Origin of the sequence: uncultured Citricoccus sp. (genome assembly GCF_937871995.1) — a bacterium.
In the GTDB taxonomy this organism is placed as follows: domain Bacteria; phylum Actinomycetota; class Actinomycetes; order Actinomycetales; family Micrococcaceae; genus Citricoccus.
Genome location: NZ_CALMQR010000059.1, coordinates 43,113 through 62,655, shown reverse-complemented (window position 1 = coordinate 62,655; position 19,543 = coordinate 43,113). Strand labels below are relative to the sequence as shown.

The window sequence follows — 19,543 nt, the reverse complement described above, 5'->3', positions numbered from 1 at the left end:
GGTGGGGCCCGTCCCGGGAACAACCCGTTCACCTCCAAGGACTCCGGCGCCCGTGCCGGCGCCCCGCGTCCAGGCGGTCCCCGTCCCGGTGGCCCGCGTCCGGGCAACAACCCGTTCGCACCCAAGCAGGGCATGCGGTCCGGTCGTCCGGAGGAGCGCTCCGGCGGTACGCGTCCGGGTGGTCCCCGTCCGGCGGGTGCCCCCCGTGCGGGCGCCGGTGCCGGCACTCCCGCGGCTCCGCGTCCGGGCGGCCCACGCCCGAGCCCGAACATGATGCCCGGCCACATCAACAAGCCCGCTCCCGCCTCGGCCCGTCCGGGCGGCCGTGGCCGTCCCGGTGGCGGCACCGGCGGCGGGCCCGCCGGTGGCGGTCCGCGCGGCGGCCGCACGGCCCGTGGCGGCACCCAGGGTGCCTTCGGCCGCGGTGGCGGTCCGCGGGGCAAGCAGCGCAAGTCGAAGCGCGCGAAGCGTCAGGAGCTGGAGCAGCAGACTCGCGAGATCGGCGGCGTCAAGGTCCCCCGCGGCAGTGGCGAGACCATCCGCCTGCGCCGTGGTTCCTCGCTGGCCGACCTGGCCGAGAAGATCAATGCCGATTCGGCGGCGCTGGTGAAGGTGCTGTTCCAGCTCGGTGAGATGGCCAACGCCAACCAGTCCCTGGACGAGGACACCTTCGCGGTGCTCGCCGGCGAACTCGGCTACACGATCGAGATCGTGTCCCCCGAGGACGAGGACAAGGAGCTGCTGGAGACCTTCGACATCGATCTCGAGGCCGAGGAGGCCGCCGAGACCGAGGAGGACCTCGAGCGCCGTCCGGCCGTCGTCACCGTCATGGGCCACGTGGACCACGGCAAGACGCGCCTGCTGGATGCCATCCGCTCCACCAAGGTGATCGAGGGCGAGGCCGGCGGCATCACCCAGCACATCGGCGCCTACCAGGTGGACTTCGAGCACGACGGCACGCCGCGCCAGCTGACCTTCATCGACACCCCGGGCCACGAGGCGTTCACCGCCATGCGTGCCCGTGGTGCCAAGGTCACGGACATCGCCGTGCTCGTGGTCGCCGCGGACGACGGCGTCATGCCGCAGACCGTCGAGGCCCTGAACCACGCCAAGGCGGCCGGTGTGCCGATCGTGGTGGCGGTCAACAAGATTGACAAGCCGGAGGCCTCACCGGACAAGATCCGCGGCCAGCTCACCGAGTACGGGCTGGTGCCGGAGGAGTACGGCGGCGACACGATGTTCGTGGACGTCTCGGCGAAGAACAACCTCAACATCGAGGACCTGCTCTCCGCCGTCCTGCTCACCGCGGATGCGGCGCTGGACCTGACCGCGAACCCGAACAAGGGCGCTCGTGGCGTGGCCATCGAGGCCAACCTGGACAAGGGCCGCGGTTCCGTGGTCACCGTCCTGGTGCAGTCCGGAACCCTGCACGTCGGGGACAACATGGTGGTGGGCAACGCCCACGGCCGCGTCCGGGCGATGTTCGACGACAACGGCGAGACCGTCACGGAGGCGCTGCCCTCCCGTCCGGTCCAGGTGCTGGGCCTGTCCTCCGTGCCCCGGGCCGGTGACACCTTCCTGGTCACCGAGGACGACCGCACCGCCCGCCAGATCGCCGAGAAGCGCGAGGCGGCGGACCGCAACGCCATGTTGGCCAAGCGCCGCAAGCGGATCTCCCTGGAGAACTTCGACCAGGCCGTGGCCGAGGGCAAGATCGACACCCTCAACCTCATCATCAAGGGCGATGCCTCCGGTGCCGTCGAGGCGCTCGAGGACTCCCTGCTGGAGATCGAGGTCGGGGACGACGTGCAGCTGCGCGTCATCCACCGCGGTGTGGGTGCGATCACCCAGAACGACGTCAACCTGGCCACGGTGGACAACGCCATCATCATCGGCTTCAACGTCCGCCCGGCCGAGCGCGTCGCCGACCTCGCCGACAAGGAGGGCGTGGACATGCGCTTCTACTCGGTGATCTACGACGCGATCGACGACATCGAGGCAGCGCTCAAGGGCATGCTCAAGCCGGAGTACGAGGAGGTCCAGCTGGGCAGCGCGGAGGTCCGCGAGGTCTTCCGCTCCTCCAAGTGGGGCAGCATCGCCGGTTCGCTGGTCCGGTCCGGCCTCATCCGCCGCAACGCCGCGGCCCGCCTCGTGCGGGACGGCGCCGTGGTGGCCGGGAACCTCAAGATCGAGTCCCTGCGCCGGTTCAAGGACGACGCCACCGAGGTCCGCGAGGGCTACGAGTGCGGTATCGGCCTGGGCGGCTTCAACGACATCAAGGAAGGCGACGTCATCGAGACCTTCGAGATGCAGGAGAAGCCGCGCGCCTGATGCGCGTCCGACACGGAAGAAAGGACTGAAGTCCCATGGCCGATCCGGCACGCGCGGGCCGACTGGCCCAACGCATCAAGGTGCTGGTCGCCGAGGCCCTGCGCAAGCGGGTCAAGGACGACCGGACGGAGTCGATCACGATCACCGAGGTGCGGGTCACCAACGACCTGCAGCACGCCACCGTGTACTACACGGTGCTCGGTGACGGCACGGCCGCCGAGGGTGTCCGGGAGGTCCTCGAGACCCACCGGGGCGCCATCCGGCACGAGGTCGGCCGCCAGCTGACCATCCGGCTGGTGCCGACCCTGGAGTTCGTGGCCGACGACGTCCCCGAGGCGGCGGCACACCTCGAACAGGTCCTCCAGCAGGCGAAGGAGCGTGACGCCGAGCTGGCCCGCCAGCGGCAGAACGCCTCCTTCGCGGGAGAGGCCGACCCCTACCGCACGGACGGGGACGAGGACAGCCCCCGGTGAGCCGGGAGCTGCCCGAGGGCGCTCCGGGCACCTCCGCCTCCGGGCTGGTGCTGGTGGACAAGCCGGCCGGCTGGACCTCCCACGACGTCGTCGGGAAGGTCCGCCGGCTGGCCGGCACCCGGAAGGTCGGCCACGCCGGCACCCTCGACCCGATGGCCACGGGCCTGCTCGTGGTCGGCTTCAACAAGGCCACCCGGCTGCTCACCGCCATCACCGGGTCCGACAAGACCTACCTGGCCACCGTGCGGCTCGGCCAGAGCACGGTCACCGACGACGCCGAGGGCGAGGTCGTGCAGACCAGGCTCGCCAACGCCGTCACCGAGGACCGGGTGCGTGCGGCGATGCTCCCGCTGACCGGCGCGATCCAGCAGGTGCCCTCGGCCGTGTCCGCCATCAAGGTGGACGGCCGGCGCGCCTACGACCGGGTCCGCTCCGGTGAGGACGTCACCCTCGAGGCCCGGCCGGTCACCGTCCGCCGTTTCGAGCTGACCGGGTTCCGGCGCCTGGACGGCGGGCGCATCGTGGACCTGGACGTGGAGGTCGACTGCTCCTCCGGTTCCTACATCCGGGCCCTGGCCCGGGACCTCGGCGAGGCGCTGGACACCGGCGGGCACCTGACAGCGCTGCGCCGCACCGCCGTCGGGCCGTTCTCGGTGGCCGACGCCGTGACCATCGAGCAGCTGGGGGAGCGGTTCACCGCGACGGACCTGTCCGAGGCCGCCGCCGGATTGTTCCCCGTCCGCCGGCTGACCCCGGACGAGGCGGTGGAGCTGTCCTTCGGCCGGCGGATCACCGCGACCGGTCGTGAGGGCACCGTGGCGGGGCAGGCCCCGGACGGAGCCGTCGTCGCGCTCCTCAGCGACCGGGACGGCAGGGCCAAGCCGGAGATCGTGTTCGCGCCGGCCGCGTCGGACGGTGCCCCGTGATCCTCGATGCCTGGTTCTGGGCGGGGACGGTGGTGTGTGCCCTCTCCCTGCTCATCTGCGTCGTCATGACGGTGCTGCGCCGCTTCCCGGCGGACGCCTCGATCCTCTCGATCGCCGCCGTCGAGCTATTCCTGCTCGTCTACGGCACCGGGGCGGCGTTCCGGATGTCCGGGGGTGAGGCGGTCAGCGGAGCCCTCTGGGAGTTCTGGGGGTACGTCCTCACCGCGCTGGTGGTGCCCCTGGTGGCCTTCGTGTGGGCCGTGACGGACAAGACCCGTTGGTCCAACCTGGTGATGGCCGCCGTCGGCCCCACCGTCTTCGTGATGTTGTACAGGATGCAGGTGATCTGGTTTGGCTGAGAAGGTCCTCGAGTCCGGGGGTGCGCCCGCCCGGCCGAAGCGCAACCAGGGGCTGGGCCGCATCCTGGTGATGGTCTACGCCGTCTTCGCCCTGTCCTCCTTCGCCCGGTCGCTGTACCAGCTCGCCACGGAGTTCTCCGCCGCCCCGCTGGCCTACCTGCTCTCCGCCTTCGCCGCCGCCGTCTACATCGTGGCCACGCTGTCCCTGGCCCGCACGGGGCGCACCGCCTGGTACGTCTCCCTGGTCGCCGTCCTGGTGGAACTGGCCGGGGTGCTCGGCGTGGGCCTGTGGACCGTGCTGGACCCGGAGCTGTTCGCGGACGACACCGTGTGGAGCCGTTTCGGCGCCGGTTACGGCTACATCCCGCTCGTCCTGCCCCTCCTCGGCCTGGCCTGGCTGCTCACGCACCGTGACGAGGTCGCAGGCCGCACCGGAGCGGGTGGATAATGTTCAGGGTCCCCGGAATCCCGTGGACCTGAAGGACCGACGAGGCGGAAGGACCGTAGTGCACTACTGGGACGGGCTGGCCGAGGTGCCCCCGGGACTCGAGCCGTCCGTCGTCACCATCGGGAACTTCGACGGCGTGCACCGAGGACACCGGCAGGTGCTCGAGCACGTGGTCTCCACGGCCCGCTCCGCCGGGCAGTGCGCGATCGCGATCACCTTCGACCCGCACCCGCGCGTGGTGCACCGGCCCAACGAGCCGCAGGAGTCCATCACGGACCTGCAGGAGAAGTCCCGCCTGCTGTCCCAGGTGGGCCTGGACGGCCTGGTCGTCATCCACTACACCCTCGAGTTCGCCCAGCAGAGCCCCGAGGAGTTCGTGCGCAACGTCATCGTCAACGCCCTGCATGCCCGCACCGTGGTGGTCGGCCGCGACGTCCGCTTCGGGTACCGCAACGCCGGCGACTTCGACACGATGTGCGCCCTGGGCCAGAAGTACCACTTCGACGTGGTGCCGGTGGCCGACTACGGCGAGGACCGCCGGTGCTCCTCCACCTGGATCCGGGACGCGCTGCGCGCCGGGGACGTCTCCGAGGCCGCCGGGGTGCTCGGCCGGAACCACCGCGTCCACGGCGAGGTCGTGCACGGGTTCGCCCGCGGCCGGGAACTGGGCTTCCCCACCGCCAACCTCTCGGACGAGGTCCAGGGGATGATCCCGGCCGACGGCGTGTACGCGGGCTGGCTGCACGAGGAATCCGGCCGCCGCTGGCCGGCGGCGATCTCCGTGGGTTCCAACCCGACCTTCGACGGGGTCTCCCGCGTGGTCGAGGCCCACGTGATCGACCGGCCGGACGAGGCCGTGGAGGACTTCGACCTGTACGGCCAGCAGGTCGCGGTCGAGTTCGTCGAGCGGCTGCGCGGCATGGTCGCCTTCGAGGGCATCCCGAAGCTGATCGAGCAGATGACCGACGACGTCGACCGCACCCGTCAGGTCCTGGCCGTCCCCTCGTGAGTCCCGTCCCCCCGCGCCCGACGGCCGCCCCCCGGCTGACGGAGGCCGCCCGGCTTCACCAGGGCGAGGCGTTCCTCGCCACCGGCCGGCGCTACGACGCGATCCGGCCGTCCTATCCGGCCGGCGTGGTGGACTTCCTGGTCCCCGCCGGCGCCCGGACCGCCGTGGACCTCGGGGCCGGCACGGGACTGTTCACCGCCCTGCTGGACGCCCACGGACTGGAGGTGAGCGCCGTCGATCCCTCCGCGGCGATGCTCGAGGTCCTGCGGGCCGCACTGCCCCGCGTGCGCACCGTGCAGGCCGAGGGCGAGCGGACCGGGCTGCCGGACGGCTGCGCGGACGTGGTGACCGCCGCCCAGGCCTGGCACTGGATCGATCCCGAGGCCGGGGCCGGGGAGGCCGCACGGCTGCTCGGGCGCGGCGTGCTGGGCATCGTCTCCAACCAGCTGGACACCTCGGTGCCCTGGGTCCACCGGCTCAGCCGGATCATGCACGCCGGTGACGTGCACCCGCCGCGGCAGCCTCCGGCCGTGGGGGAGCGGTTCACGGCACCCGAGGGCCGGTGGTGGCACTGGACCCAGCCGATCACCCCGGAGGGGCTCCACGACCTGATGGCCACCCGGTCCTACCACCTGCGCGCCACGGACGCCGTGCGTGACCGGATGCGCGCCAACCTGGACTGGTACCTCCTCGAGCACCTGGGACACGCGCCCGGGGAGCTGCTGGAGCTGCCGTACGTCACGAGCGCGTGGCGTTGCGAGGTCCGGCCCCTCTGCTAGGATGGACGGCTGGCGCCCGCTGCAGTCCGCGGTGGCGGGACCGTCCTCTCTGATCGCGGCACAACTCATGAGGAGTTCGCGTGGCACTCGACCCCGCCGTCAAGACGTCCATCATCAAGGAATACGCCACCCACGAGGGTGACACCGGTTCCCCCGAGGTCCAGATCGCCGTGCTGTCCCGGCGCATCAAGGACCTGACGGAGCACCTGAAGTCGCACAAGCACGACCACCACACCCGCCGCGGCCTGATGGCCCTGGTCGGTCGCCGTCGTCGCATGCTCGGCTACCTCGAGAAGACCGACATCGCGCGCTACCGCGCCCTGATCGAGCGTCTGGGCCTGCGTAAGTGACGTGACGTAGGGGCGGCGGTCCGCGTGGGGGTTTCCCCCCAGCGGGTCGCCGCCTCTAGTCTTATCCGGGGGACCGCGCCGAGCGCACGGCTCCCACCATCTCTATCCATGCCCGCTCACGAGTCGCCGTTCGCGGTCCTCGACAGTGGCCTCCGGAACCCAAGCGTCCGGGGGCTTCGATCGAAGACCGGGTGGTGACGCGGCGGGCCGCTACGAAAGGACACCCACCCATGGAGGGTCCCGAGATCCAGTTCGCCGAAGCCGTCATCGACAACGGCTCCTACGGCCAGCGCGTCGTGCGCTTCGAGACGGGCCGCCTGGCCCAGCAGGCCGCCGGTGCGGCCATGGTCTACATCGACGAGGAGACGTCGATGCTGTCCGCCACCACCGTCGGCAAGTCCCCGCGCGAGGGCTTCGACTTCTTCCCGCTCACCGTGGACGTGGAGGAGCGGATGTACGCCGCCGGCCGCATCCCCGGCTCGTTCTTCCGGCGTGAGGGCCGTCCGACCACGGACGCCATCCTCACCTGCCGCCTGATCGACCGTCCGCTGCGCCCGGCCTTCACCAAGGGCATCCGCAACGAGGTGCAGGTCGTCGTGACCGTCACCTCGATCGCCCCGGACGAGATCTACGACACCGTGGCCATCAACGCCGCGTCCATGTCCACCCAGCTCTCGGGCCTGCCGTTCTCCGGCCCGATCGGCGGCGTGCGCGTCGCCCTGATCGACGACGGCGCCGGCAACCGCCAGTGGGTCGCCTTCCCGAAGCACTCGCAGCTGGAGAACGCCGTGTTCAACATGGCCGTGGCCGGCCGCGTGGCCGGTGACGACATCGCCGTGATGATGGTCGAGGCAGAGGCCACCCCCGGCGTCTGGAGCCTGGTCAAGGACCAGGGCGCCACCGCCCCCACCGAGGAGATCGTGGCCGAGGGCCTCGAGGCCGCCAAGCCGTTCATCAAGGCCCTGTGCGAGGCCCAGGCCGACCTGGCCGCCCGCGCGGCCAAGGCCCCGGTGGACGTCCCCGTCTTCAAGGACTACGAGGACGACGCCTACGCCGCGGTGGAGGAGTTCGCCGCCGCCCGGCTGACCGAGATCTACTCGATCGGTGACAAGCAGGAGCGCCAGAACGCCTCCGACGCCTACCACCTCGAGGTCATCGAGGCACTGACCGGTGAGGGCGCGGCCTTCGCCGAGCGCCGCCAGGAGGTCGCCAAGGCCTACGGTGCCGTCACCAAGCAGGTCGTGCGCCAGCGCATCCTCAAGGACCAGGTCCGCATCGACGGCCGTGGCCTGACGGACATCCGCAAGCTGACCGCCGAGGTCGAGGTCCTGCCGCGCGTGCACGGCTCCGCCATCTTCGAGCGCGGGGAGACCCAGATCATGGGTGTCACCACGCTGAACATGCTCAAGATGGAACAGCAGATCGACTCGCTGGCCCCGGAGACCTCCAAGCGCTACATCCACCACTACAACTTCCCGCCGTACTCCACCGGCGAGACCGGCCGCGTGGGTTCCCCGAAGCGCCGCGAGATCGGCCACGGCGCACTGGCCGAGCGGGCCATCGTGCCCGTGCTGCCCTCCCGCGAGGAGTTCCCCTACGCCATCCGCCAGGTCTCCGAGGCCCTGAGCTCCAACGGCTCCACCTCCATGGGCTCGGTCTGCGCCTCGACCCTGTCGATGCTCAACGCCGGCGTGCCGCTGAAGGCCCCCGTGGCCGGCATCGCCATGGGCCTCGTCTCGGACACCGTGGACGGCCAGACGCGGTACGCGGCCCTGACCGACATCCTCGGCGCCGAGGATGCCTTCGGTGACATGGATTTCAAGGTGGCCGGCACCTCCGAGTTCGTCACCGCGATCCAGCTGGACACCAAGCTGGACGGCATCCCGGCCTCCGTGCTGGCGGCCGCCCTGACCCAGGCCCGTGAGGCCCGGCTGCACATCCTGGGCGTCCTGAACGCCGCGATCGACGCACCGGACGAGATGAGCCAGTACGCGCCGCGGATCATCGCCATCAAGATCCCGGTGGACAAGATCGGTGCGGTCATCGGCCCCAAGGGCGCCATGATCAACCAGATCCAGGACGACACCGGCGCGGACATCTCCATCGAGGACGACGGCACCGTGCTGATCGGCGCCACCGAGGGCTCGCAGGCCGAGGCCGCCCGGTCGGCGGTCAACGCCATCGCCAACCCGCAGGTCCCCGAGGTTGGTGAGCGCTACCTCGGCACCGTGGTGAAGCTGACCACCTTCGGCGCCTTCGTGTCCCTGACCCCGGGCAAGGACGGGCTGCTGCACATCTCCGAGCTGCGCAAGATCAACGAGGGCAAGCGCGTCGAGGACGTCGAGGACGTCGTCGAGGTCGGCCAGAAGATCCAGGTGGAGATCACCAAGATCGACGACCGCGGCAAGCTCTCCCTGGCCCCCGTGGTCGAGGACGGCGCCTCGTCCGAGGGCGGGTCCGGTTCCGAGGAGTCCGAGGGCGCGGACCAGGAGGGCTGACGCTCCCTCCCGCCGGTCCTCCCGGACGTCCCGACGACGGCGCAGCCCGGCTCCGGCCGGTGCCGCGCCTGGGGCGGGGACCGCGGGAGGAGGGGTGAACGCGTCCTGACAGGCCGGTGGGCCGCACGAGAGTGCGGCCCACCGGCCTGTCGCGTACCCGGGAGCAGGCGCGGTGGCCGGAACCGTGGGCGCGCGCTGGTAGTTTCAGGCACATGACTCCCACCATCCCGATCCCCGCAGACTTCACCGGCACCATCCAGGACGCCGGGCACGGCTCCGTGGTGCGCCGGTCCGTGCTGCCCGGGGGCGTCCGGGTGCTCACGGAGTCGATGCCGGAGCAGCGGTCGGTGACGATCGGCTTCTGGATCGCCGTGGGATCGCGCGACGAGGCCGAGGGGGGCTTCGGCTCGACGCACTTCCTGGAGCACCTGCTCTTCAAGGGCACCCCGCACCGGTCCGCGATGGACATCGCCACCGCGTTCGACCGCGTGGGCGGGGAGTCCAACGCCTCGACCGCGAAGGAGTCCACCTGCTACCACGCACGGGTGCTGGACACCGACCTGCCGATGGCCATCGAGGTCATCACCGACATGGTGACCTCGGCGCTGATCGACCCGGTGGAACTGGAGACCGAGCGGGGCGTCATCCTCGAGGAACTCGCCATGGACGCCGACGACCCCGTCGACACAGCCCACGAGGAGCTGGCCATCAGGCTGCTGGACGGGCACCCGCTCGGCCGCCCGATCGGTGGCACCCCGGACGCCATCCGGGTGATCTCCCGCGACCGCGTGGTGGACCACTACCGGCAGTGGTACCGGCCGGACGAGCTGGTGGTGACCGCGGCCGGGGGGCTGGACCACGAGGAGGTGTGCCGGCTGGTCCTGCAGGCCCTGCAGCGCTCCGGCTGGGACCTGCCCGAGGGCGCCGCACCGGCCCCGCGGCGCAGCCACGTCTACACCGGGGCCGGGATCACCGAGGGCGTGCACCGGGTGGCACGCCCGGTGGAGCAGGCCTCGGTCCTCGTCGGAGGCCGCTCCGTGCACACCCTGGATCCGGACCGGTTCGCCCTGGCCGTGATGAACTCGGCCCTGGGCGGCGGCATGAGCTCCCGGCTGTTCCAGGAGGTCCGGGAGAAGCGCGGACTGGCCTACAACACGTACTCGTTCTCGGCCTCCTACTCGGACGTGGGCTACTTCGGGCTGTACGCCGGCTGCTCCCCGGCCCGGGCGGACTCCGTGGCCGGGCTGATGGTGCGGGAACTGGAACGCCTGGCCGAGCACGGCATCACCGACGAGGAGCTCGACCGCGCCCGCGGACAGCTGTCCGGGGGCACGGTCCTGGGCCTGGAGGACACCGGGTCCCGGATGTCCCGGCTGGGACGCGCAGAGCTCGTGACCGGTGAGTTCGTGGACCTGGACGGCGCCCTGGACCGGTGGCGCCAGGTCACGTCCGAGCAGGTTCGCGCGGTGGCCCGGCGCCTGGCGGAGTCGCCGCGGGCCACGATCGTGGTCGGGCCGGACGGGCCCCGCGACTCCTGACGGAACGGTTGAACATGTCCATCATGTTCAGGTTCCCGCATTCGTCGGCACGTCGCTTGACTGGCCGTGGTGCATGACACATTCTGGACGTTCCGGCCGCTGCGGTGGCCGGTTCAGGCCCGTGGGGGACGGGCATCGCACCCTGTGAGAGAAAGACCGGTCCATCGTCATGGAACAACTGGAAAAAGTCCTGGGAGACATCGGGTCCTTCGTCTGGGGGCCCTTCTTTCTCATCCCGCTGCTGCTCGGCACGGGCCTGTACCTGACCATCCGGCTGGGGTTCCTGCAATTCCACAAGCTCTTCCCCGCTCTGAACCTCGGGATCATCCGGCGCCGGGATGACTCCGAGGAGGGTGACATCTCGCAGTTCCAGGCCCTCACCACCGCCCTGGCGGCCACCGTGGGCACCGGCAACATCGTCGGCGTGGCCACCGCCATCGGCATCGGCGGGCCGGGCGCCCTGTTCTGGATGTGGGTGACCGGCCTGGTGGGCATGGCCTCGAAGTACTCGGAGGCCTATCTGGCCGTCCGGTTCCGGACCACCGACGAGGCCGGGGACAAGTCCGGCGGGCCGCAGTACTACCTGCAGAAGGCCATCAAGGGCCCGCTCGGGAAGATCCTGGCGCTGTCCTTCGCCGTCTTCGCCTTCCTGGCCTCCTTCGGCATCGGCAACATGACCCAGGCCAACTCCATCGCGGCCAACGTCGAGGAGTCCTTCGGCCTGCTGCCCTGGATCACCGGCATCATCCTGACCGTGATGACCCTGCTCGTGCTGGTGGGCGGCATCAAGTCCATCGGCCGGGTCACCGCCGGGTTCGTGCCGGTCATGATCGTCTTCTACGTGGCGGCGTCGCTGTACATCCTCATCGCCAACGTCGTGGACATCCCGGCCGCCCTCGCCCTGATCTTCACCGATGCCTTCACCGGCACCGCCGCCGTCGGCGGGTTCACCGGATCGATCCTGATCATCGCGATCCAGTACGGTGTGGCCCGCGGCATGTTCTCGAACGAGTCCGGCATGGGCTCTGCCGCGATCGCGGCCGCTGCCGCGCAGACCACGCACCCGGTCCGCCAGGGCCTGGTCTCGATGACCCAGACGTTCATCGACACCATCATCGTCGTGAGCTGCACGGGCCTGGTCATCATCACCACCGGCGCCTGGAACCGCGTCGACGAGGAGACCGGCGAACAGGTCTCCGCGGCCCTGATGACCGGCGAGGCGTTCTCCACCGGCCTGCCGGGCCAGTGGGGCCACTGGATCGTCACCCTCGGCCTGGTGATGTTCGCCTTCTCCACCATCCTGGGTTGGTCCTACTACGGCGAGCGCAACGTCGAGCGCCTCTTCGGCCAGCGGCTGGTGATGCCGTACCGCGTCGTGTTCTCGCTCGTGGTCTTCATCGGCTGCACCGTGCCGCTGGCGGTCGTCTGGAACTTCTCCGACATCATGAACGGCCTGATGGCCCTGCCGAACCTCATCGGCCTGCTCATCCTGTCCGGCCTGATCGCCCGGGAGACCCGTCACTACCTCAAGCACGACCCGAAGCTCGTGGCCTCCGCCGCCGAGATCGAGGACTTCATGGTCGATCGTCCGGGCTGGGCGGACTGGAAGTCCGGGAACGTCGTCGGCTCCTCCCGCACGCACACCGGCCGCTCGCTCAACCCGGAGCGCATCCGGGAGGGCGACGCCGGGCCCGGACCCGCGGACCACGACCGGGCGCGATGAGGGCACGCGCACGGGCCTGACCGGGCTGTACGACCCGGTCAGGTGACCGACCGGTGGACCATCGCCCCTCACGAGGCCTCCGGAGGCCGATCCCATGACTGGGGTCTGCCGCTGGGGGCCTCGTCATGCTTACAGTGGCCCCATGGTGACCCCGGTCAAGCCCGGAATGGATGGTCCGGCAACTCAGGCACTGCTCAGCATCGGTCGGTTCTTCACCCGGTGGGACGAGACGGAGGACGGCCGAGCGGTCTTCCGGGAGGGGGGCCGGGACGGTGACGCGTTCTACCGGAACCGGTGGAGTCACGACAAGGTGGTCCGCTCCACCCACGGGGTGAACTGCACCGGGTCCTGTTCCTGGAAGGTGTACGTCAAGGACGGGATCATCACGTGGGAGGCCCAGGAGACAGACTACCCCTCGGTCGGCCCGGACAGCCCCGAGTACGAGCCGCGCGGCTGTCCCCGCGGCGCCGCGTTCTCCTGGTACACGTACTCGCCCACCCGCGTGCGCTACCCCTACGTCCGCGGCACGCTGCTGCAGATGTACCGTGACGCCAAGAAGGCCACCGGGGGCGATCCGGTGACGGCCTGGCGGTCCATCGTCGAGGACCCGGACCGGCGCCGCACCTACCAGCGGGCCCGCGGCAAGGGCGGTCTCGTGCGGGCCAGCTGGCAGGAGGCGATCGAGCTCTCCGCGGCCGCCCACGTGCACACCATCAGGACCTACGGCCCGGACCGCTGCACCGGCTTCTCGCCCATCCCGGCCATGTCCATGGTCTCCCACGCCGCCGGCGCGCGGTTCATCAACCTCATCGGCGGGGTGATGAACAGCTTCTACGACTGGTACGCGGACCTCCCGGTGGCCAGCCCCCAGGTGTTCGGCGACCAGACCGACGTGCCCGAGTCCGGTGACTGGTGGGACGCCACCTACCTGATGATGTGGGGCTCCAACGTCCCCGTCACCCGCACCCCGGACGCCCACTGGATGGCGGAGGTGCGCTACCGCGGCACCAAGGTCGTCTCCGTCAGCCCGGACTACGCGGACAACACCAAGTTCGCGGACGAGTGGCTGCCGGCCCAGGCCGGCACGGACGCCGCCCTGGCGATGTCCATGGGGCACGTGGTGCTCCGCGAGAACTTCGTGGACCGCCGCGTGCCGTTCTTCGAGGACTACGTGCTGCAGTACACGGACCTGCCCTTCCTCGTCACCCTCGACGAGCGCGCGGACGGCACCGTGGTGCCCGGCAAGTTCCTCACGGCCGCCGACCTCGGCGGGGCCGAGGCCGACGCGGCGGACCCGCACTTCAAGACGGTGCTGATGGACCGGGATGCCGGCACCCCGGTGGTGCCGCAGGGCTCCGTGGGCTTCCGGTACAACGAGCGGGACGAGGGGCGCTGGAACCTGGACCTGCAGGGCGTGCGGCCCTCGTTGTCGGTGGCGGACACCGCGGGGTACGACGGCGGCGCCTCCGTGGTGGACCTGCCCGCCTTCACCGCCGCGGACGGCTCCGGGTCGGTGATCCGCCGGGGGGTCCCGGTCACCGAGGTGGCCGGGAGGAAGGTCACCACGGTGTTCGACCTGATGCTCGCCCAGTACGGTGTCGGCCGCGCCGGCCTGCCGGGCCAGTGGGCCGGCGGCTACGACGACCCCCACACGCCCTACACCCCGGCCTGGCAGGAGGACATCACCTCGGTGCCCGCCGAGGCCGCCATCCGCACCGCCCGCGAGTTCGCCAAGAACGCCGAGGACTCCGGCGGGCGGTCCATGATCATCCTCGGCGCCGGCATCTGCCAGTGGTACCACGGGGACGCCACGTACCGCGCCATCCTGGCGCTGCTGATGCTGTGCGGCTGCCAGGGCCGCAACGGCGGCGGCTGGGCGCACTACGTCGGCCAGGAGAAGGCCCGGCCCATCACCGGCTGGGCCGCCATGGCGGCCGCCTCGGACTGGACCCGCCCGCCGCGGTTCATGATCGGCACCGCCTTCTGGTACATGCACACGGACCAGTTCCGCTCGGACGGCTACTCCACGGACTCACTGCAGTCCCCGCTGGCCGAGGGCCACCTGACGGGCAAGCACACCGCGGACGTGATAGCCCAGTCCACCCGCCTGGGCTGGATGCCGTTCTACCCGCAGTTCACCCAGAACCCGCTGGACGTCGCGGACCGGGCCGCGGCCGCCGTCGGGAACGGCGAGGCCGCCACCGAGGCCGAGTGGATCGCCGCCCGGCTCAAGGACGAGTCCCTGCAGATGGCGGTGGAGGACCCGGACGCCGAGGCCAACTGGCCGCGCACCCTGGTGCTGTGGCGCTCGAACCTCCTCGGGTCCTCGGCCAAGGGGGAGGAGTACTTCCTCAAGCACCTGCTGGGCACCCACCACAACGTGCTGGGCGGGGACCACGGCGAGTCCCGGCCGCGCGACGTCCGCTGGCACGAGGAGGCCCCCGAGGGGAAGCTGGACCTGCTGGTCTCCGCGGACTTCCGGATGACCAGTTCCACGCTGCTCTCGGACGTGGTGTTCCCGGCCGCCACCTGGTACGAGAAGCACGACCTGTCCTCCACGGACATGCACCCCTACGTGCACGCCTTCACCCCCGCGATCACCCCGCCGTGGGAGGCCAAGACCGACTACGACCTGTTCCGGCTGCTCGCCGAGGAGATCTCGCGCCAGTCCAGGACCCACCTGGGGGTGCGCCGGGACGTCGTCGCCACGGCACTGACGCACGACACCCCGGGCGAGATCGCCCAGCCCGGGGGCATCGTCCCGGAGTGGAAGGGCACCGACCTGCCGGCCGTGCCCGGGAGGAACCTGCCGAACCTGAAGATCGTGGAGCGGGACTACACGGCCATCGGGGACAAATTCACCGCCGTCGGGCCGCTGGCGGAGACGCTGGGCTTCACGACCAAGCACATCACGTACGACGTCACCGAGCAGGTCGAGCTGCTCGGCCGGCTGCACGGGGTGTTCGACTCCGGTGCCGCCGCCGGCCGCCCGGCCGTGGACACCGACGCGCGGATGGCCGAGGCCATCCTGATGTTCTCCGGGACCACCAACGGGGAACTGGCCGTGCAGGGATTCGAGACCCTGGAGAAGCGCACCGGGGTGCCGCTGGCGGACCTGGCCGCCGGCAGCCAGGAGAAGCGGATCACCTTCGCGGACACCCAGGCCGCGCCGGTGCCCGTGATCACCTCCCCGGAGTGGTCCGGTTCGGAGACGGGTGGGCGGCGGTACGCCCCGTTCACGGTCAACATCGAGCGCCTCAAGCCCTTCCACACCCTGACCGGGCGCATGCACTTCTTCCTGGACCACGACTGGATGAAGGACATGGGGGAGATGCTGCCGCTGTACCGGCCGCCGCTGGACATGCACCGCCTGTTCGGCGAGCCGAAGCTGGGCGAGCGCGGGGAGCTGTCGATCTCGCTGCGCTACCTGACCCCGCACAACAAGTGGTCCATCCACTCGGAGTACCAGGACAACCTGTTCATGCTCTCGCTCTCCCGCGGCGGCACCTCCGTGTGGATGAGCGCCCAGGACGCCGCGCTCATCGAGGTGACGGACAACGACTGGGTGGAGTGCGTCAACAACAACGGGGTGTTCGTGGGCCGGGCGATCGTCTCCCACCGGATGCCCGAGGGAGTCGTGTACGTCCACCACGCCCAGGAACGCACCATCGACGTGCCGAAGTCCGAGGCCACGGGACGGCGCGGGGGCATCCACAACTCGGTGACCAGGATCCTGGTCAAGCCCACGCACATGATCGGCGGCTACGCGCACCTGTCCTGGGCGTTCAACTACCTCGGCCCCACCGGCAACCAGCGGGACATCATCTCGGTGGTCCGCAAGCGCTCCCAGGAGGTGCAGTACTGATGAGGATCATGGCCCAGACCGCCATGGTGATGGCACTGGACAAATGCATCGGCTGCCACACCTGCTCCGTGACGTGCAAGCAGGCCTGGACCAACCGTGCCGGCACCGAGTACGTGTGGTTCAACAACGTGGAGACCCGCCCCGGTCAGGGCTATCCGCGCCGGTACGAGGACCAGGAGAAGTGGCGGGGCGGCTGGGAGCTGAACCGGCGGGGGAACCTCAGGCTCAAGTCCGGGGGTCGCCTGGCCAAGATGTTCGGGATCTTCGCCTCGCCGGTGCAGCCCGAGCTCAAGGACTACTACGAGCCGTGGACCTACGACTACGAGAACCTCATCAACGCCCCGGCCGGGGACGACTTCCCGGTGGCCAGACCCAAGTCACTGATCACGGGGAAGGACACCAGGATCTCCTGGTCGGCGAACTGGGACGACAACCTGGGTGGCACCGCCGGGTCCGGCCACCTGGACCCGATCGTGGAGAAGGTCCGGAGGGAGTCGGAGGACAAGGTCAGGTTCGAGTTCGAGCAGACCTTCATGTTCTACCTGCCGCGGATCTGCGAGCACTGCCTGAACCCCTCCTGCATGGCCTCCTGTCCCTCCGGGGCCATCTACAAGCGCGCCGAGGACGGAATCGTGCTGGTGGACCAGGACCGCTGCCGCGGTTGGCGCCAGTGCGTGACCGGCTGCCCGTACAAGAAGATCTACTACAACCACAAGTCCGGCAAGGCCGAGAAGTGCACGTTCTGCTACCCCCGCGTGGAGGTGGGCATCCCCACGGTGTGCGCGGAGACCTGCGTGGGCCGGCTGCGGTACATCGGCATCTTCCTGTACGACGCCGACCGGGTCACCGAGGCCGCCTCGGTCCCGGACGAGCAGGACCTGTACGAGGCCCAGCTCGACCTCATGATGGACCCGCACGACCCGGTCGTGATCGAGGCGGCGCGGGCCGAGGGCATCCCCGAGGACTGGCTCGACGCGGCCCGGCGCTCGCCGGTGTACAAGCTGGCCAAGGAGATGCGGGTGGCCCTGCCGCTGCATCCGGAGTACCGGACCATGCCGATGGTCTGGTACGTCCCGCCGCTGTCCCCGGTGGTCGACCTGCTCAAGGACCAGGGCCACGACGGCGAGGACGCCGAGAACCTGTTCGGGGCCATCGAGTCGCTGCGGATCCCGGTGGAGTACCTGGCCGAGCTGTTCACCGCCGGTGACACCCGGCTGGTCACGGACGTGCTGCGCAGGCTCGCCGCCATGCGCTCCTACATGCGCGACATCACCCTGGGCCGGGAGGCGGACGAGTCCATCGCCCGGGCCGTCGGCATGACCGGGGCCCAGGTCCAGGAGATGTACCGGCTGATGGCGATCGCCAAGTACGGCGAGCGCTACGTCATCCCCTCGGCCCACGTGGAGGACGCCCACAACCTCGAGGAGCTGGGCTGCTCGCTGGACGTGGACGGTGGCCCCGGCATGGGCCAGATGGGCGGGTTCGGGGAGGCCTCCGGGCGGCCGGTCCCGGTGGCCCAGGAGACGTTCATGGCCCTGCAGGCCCGGCAGACCGCCGACGACCCGACCGGCAACACCCAGCTGGCCGGCCGCGTGAACCTGCTCAACTGGGACGGCCACGGCACGCCCGAGGGCCTGTTCCCGCACCGCACGGCCGAGGACGTGGGCCAGGTGGAGGAACCGCCCGGTCCGGCCGACGGCACCACCACCCGAAGCGGTGAGACGGCATGAGGCTCCTGGAGCGGCTGCTGGGCAAGCCCGGGAGGGGCAGCCTGGACCCGGAGGACTTCACGGACCCCGACCCGGTCCGCAGCGCGGTCGTGCGGCAGGCGGCGGCGGTGCTGCTGTCCTATCCGGACGAGGAGCTGCTGGAGCGGATCGAGCCGGTGCGCGCGGCGCTCGCCGAGGTCGGCGTGGAACCGGCCCTGACCCAGCCACTGGTCGACTGGCTCACCGCCCGGCCCCTGCACGAGGTCCAGTCCGACTACGTCCGGGAGTACGACCTGTCCCGGCGGCACAGCCTGCACCTGACCTACTGGACGGACGGGGACACGCGCCGCCGGGGCGAGGCGCTGGCCGCGTTCAAGGAGGTCTACCGTTCCCACGGCTGCGCACCGGACGACGCCGAGCTGCCGGACTACCTCCCGCTGGTGCTCGAGTTCGCCGCCCGGGTGAGTCCGGACGCCGGCTACGAGCTGCTCCAGCGCTACCGGCCCTCCCTGGAACTGCTGCGCCTGGCCCTGCGGGACGACGCGCTGCCCCAGCAGGGGATCGTCGCCCTGGTCTGCTCCACCCTGCCCGGCCCCTCGCCCGCGGACAAGAGCGCCGTGCAGGCCATGGCCGGGTACGGCCCGCCCGCCGAGACGGTCGGGCTGGACGCCTCCGACCCGCGGTTGCTCCCCTTCACCCCCACCTCGGAAGGATCAGGACATGGACGGCGCTGAGGCCCCCGTCGGCATCTGGGACGTACTGCTCTGGGGCGTGCTGCCCTACATCGTCCTGGCCTTCTTCATCGGGGGCACCGTCTGGCGCTACCGCTACGACCAGTTCGGCTGGACCACCCGGTCCTCCCAGCTGTACGAGTCGCGGCTGCTGCGCTGGGCGTCCCCGCTGTTCCACTTCGGCATCCTGGCCGTGCTGGTCGGCCACATCGTGGGACTGGTGATCCCGCGGGCCTGGACGGACGCGCTGGGGGTCACGGAGGACATGTACCACGTGATGGCCCTGGGCATCGGCTCGATCGCCGGCATCGGCACCCTCGTGGGGATCGTGCTGCTCGTCTACCGCCGCCGCACCACGGGACCCGTCTTCATGGCCACCACCAAGAACGACAAGTTCATGTACGTGCTGCTGGTGGGGGCGATCCTGGCGGGACTGGCCGTCACCGCGATCTCCGTGTTCGACCACTCGGTGACGGACTACCGCAGCACCGTGTCCCCGTGGTTCCGCTCCATCTGGATCCTGCAGCCGGACGTGGCCGCGATGGCCGCCGCCTCCCTGGGCTTCAAGGTCCACGTGCTGTGGGCGTTCGCCCTGTTCGCGGTCTGGCCGTTCACCCGGCTGGTGCACGCCTTCACCGCCCCGCTGCACTACCTGTTCCGTCCCTACATCGTCTACCGCTCCCGGGACAGCCGCCGGCCCGGCCGCGGGACGGTCCCCGTCCGCCGCGGCTGGGACCCCGTGGGAACCCCGGACCGCGAGCGTACCCGGACCCGCCGCTAGGACCCGCCGCCAGGACCAGGAAC

General features: G+C 70.6%; 15 protein-coding genes. All 15 read left to right on the top strand.

The window, feature by feature from the left end; genetic code table 11:
- Positions 1-2,331, top strand: a 2,331-nt coding sequence (gene infB, locus Q0283_RS06940) for a translation initiation factor IF-2 (protein ID WP_298043989.1), incomplete at its 5' end; no start/stop codon positions are given.
- A 35-nt stretch (positions 2,332-2,366) separates the two neighbouring features.
- On the top strand, positions 2,367-2,804 hold the full coding sequence (gene rbfA, locus Q0283_RS06935) for a 30S ribosome-binding factor RbfA (protein ID WP_010145191.1): 438 nt from the start codon (positions 2,367-2,369) through the stop codon (positions 2,802-2,804).
- The gene (truB, locus tag Q0283_RS06930) at positions 2,801-3,730 is read left to right on the top strand and encodes a tRNA pseudouridine(55) synthase TruB (RefSeq protein ID WP_298043987.1); all 930 of its coding nucleotides are present in this window, start codon (positions 2,801-2,803) and stop codon (positions 3,728-3,730) included. Before rbfA ends, truB begins: the two co-directional genes overlap by 4 nt.
- Positions 3,727-4,089, top strand: coding sequence for a hypothetical protein (locus Q0283_RS06925; protein WP_183524285.1), 363 nt, complete (start codon positions 3,727-3,729; stop codon positions 4,087-4,089). The genes truB and Q0283_RS06925 overlap by 4 nt, the downstream gene beginning before the upstream one ends.
- The gene (locus Q0283_RS06920) at positions 4,082-4,537 is read left to right on the top strand and encodes a hypothetical protein (protein WP_183524288.1); all 456 of its coding nucleotides are present in this window, start codon (positions 4,082-4,084) and stop codon (positions 4,535-4,537) included. The genes Q0283_RS06925 and Q0283_RS06920 overlap by 8 nt, the downstream gene beginning before the upstream one ends.
- 58 nt (positions 4,538-4,595) lie before the next feature.
- Positions 4,596-5,546, top strand: a complete 951-nt coding sequence (locus Q0283_RS06915) for a bifunctional riboflavin kinase/FAD synthetase (RefSeq protein WP_183524291.1) — start codon at positions 4,596-4,598, stop codon at positions 5,544-5,546.
- The gene (locus tag Q0283_RS06910) at positions 5,543-6,325 is read left to right on the top strand and encodes a class I SAM-dependent methyltransferase (protein ID WP_298043983.1); all 783 of its coding nucleotides are present in this window, start codon (positions 5,543-5,545) and stop codon (positions 6,323-6,325) included. Before Q0283_RS06915 ends, Q0283_RS06910 begins: the two co-directional genes overlap by 4 nt.
- Positions 6,326-6,405: 80 nt before the next feature.
- The gene (gene rpsO / locus Q0283_RS06905; protein WP_010145185.1) at positions 6,406-6,675 is read left to right on the top strand and encodes a 30S ribosomal protein S15; all 270 of its coding nucleotides are present in this window, start codon (positions 6,406-6,408) and stop codon (positions 6,673-6,675) included.
- Positions 6,676-6,905: 230 nt separating this feature from the next.
- Positions 6,906-9,173, top strand: a complete 2,268-nt coding sequence (locus Q0283_RS06900; RefSeq protein ID WP_183524297.1) for a polyribonucleotide nucleotidyltransferase — start codon at positions 6,906-6,908, stop codon at positions 9,171-9,173.
- 212 nt (positions 9,174-9,385) lie between these two features.
- On the top strand, positions 9,386-10,711 hold the full coding sequence (locus Q0283_RS06895; RefSeq protein ID WP_298043977.1) for a pitrilysin family protein: 1,326 nt from the start codon (positions 9,386-9,388) through the stop codon (positions 10,709-10,711).
- Between the two features lie 169 nt (positions 10,712-10,880).
- Positions 10,881-12,434, top strand: coding sequence for a sodium:alanine symporter family protein (locus Q0283_RS06890; RefSeq protein ID WP_298043975.1), 1,554 nt, complete (start codon positions 10,881-10,883; stop codon positions 12,432-12,434).
- Positions 12,435-12,576: 142 nt separating this feature from the next.
- Positions 12,577-16,299 (top strand): nitrate reductase subunit alpha, encoded by a 3,723-nt coding sequence (locus Q0283_RS06885; protein ID WP_298043973.1) that lies wholly within the window; start codon positions 12,577-12,579, stop codon positions 16,297-16,299.
- The gene (gene narH, locus Q0283_RS06880; protein WP_298043970.1) at positions 16,299-18,029 is read left to right on the top strand and encodes a nitrate reductase subunit beta; all 1,731 of its coding nucleotides are present in this window, start codon (positions 16,299-16,301) and stop codon (positions 18,027-18,029) included. The genes Q0283_RS06885 and narH overlap by 1 nt, the downstream gene beginning before the upstream one ends.
- Positions 18,026-18,742 (top strand): nitrate reductase molybdenum cofactor assembly chaperone, encoded by a 717-nt coding sequence (gene narJ, locus Q0283_RS06875; RefSeq protein ID WP_183524313.1) that lies wholly within the window; start codon positions 18,026-18,028, stop codon positions 18,740-18,742. Before narH ends, narJ begins: the two co-directional genes overlap by 4 nt.
- The gene (narI, locus tag Q0283_RS06870; RefSeq protein ID WP_183524317.1) at positions 18,729-19,520 is read left to right on the top strand and encodes a respiratory nitrate reductase subunit gamma; all 792 of its coding nucleotides are present in this window, start codon (positions 18,729-18,731) and stop codon (positions 19,518-19,520) included. The genes narJ and narI overlap by 14 nt, the downstream gene beginning before the upstream one ends.
- Positions 19,521-19,543 lie beyond the last annotated feature (23 nt).

Bases quoted from the DNA above. Each gene is read 5' to 3' on its own strand.
- rbfA (WP_010145191.1), top strand. From the start codon at position 2,367: ATGGCCGATCCGGCACGCGCGGGCCGACTGGCCCAACGCATCAAGGTG.
- Q0283_RS06900 (WP_183524297.1), top strand. From the start codon at position 6,906: ATGGAGGGTCCCGAGATCCAGTTCGCCGAAGCCGTCATCGACAACGGC.
- Q0283_RS06895 (WP_298043977.1), top strand. From the start codon at position 9,386: ATGACTCCCACCATCCCGATCCCCGCAGACTTCACCGGCACCATCCAG.
- Q0283_RS06890 (WP_298043975.1), top strand. From the start codon at position 10,881: ATGGAACAACTGGAAAAAGTCCTGGGAGACATCGGGTCCTTCGTCTGG.
- Q0283_RS06885 (WP_298043973.1), top strand. From the start codon at position 12,577: ATGGTGACCCCGGTCAAGCCCGGAATGGATGGTCCGGCAACTCAGGCA.
- narH (WP_298043970.1), top strand. From the start codon at position 16,299: ATGAGGATCATGGCCCAGACCGCCATGGTGATGGCACTGGACAAATGC.
- narJ (WP_183524313.1), top strand. From the start codon at position 18,026: ATGAGGCTCCTGGAGCGGCTGCTGGGCAAGCCCGGGAGGGGCAGCCTG.
- narI (WP_183524317.1), top strand. From the start codon at position 18,729: ATGGACGGCGCTGAGGCCCCCGTCGGCATCTGGGACGTACTGCTCTGG.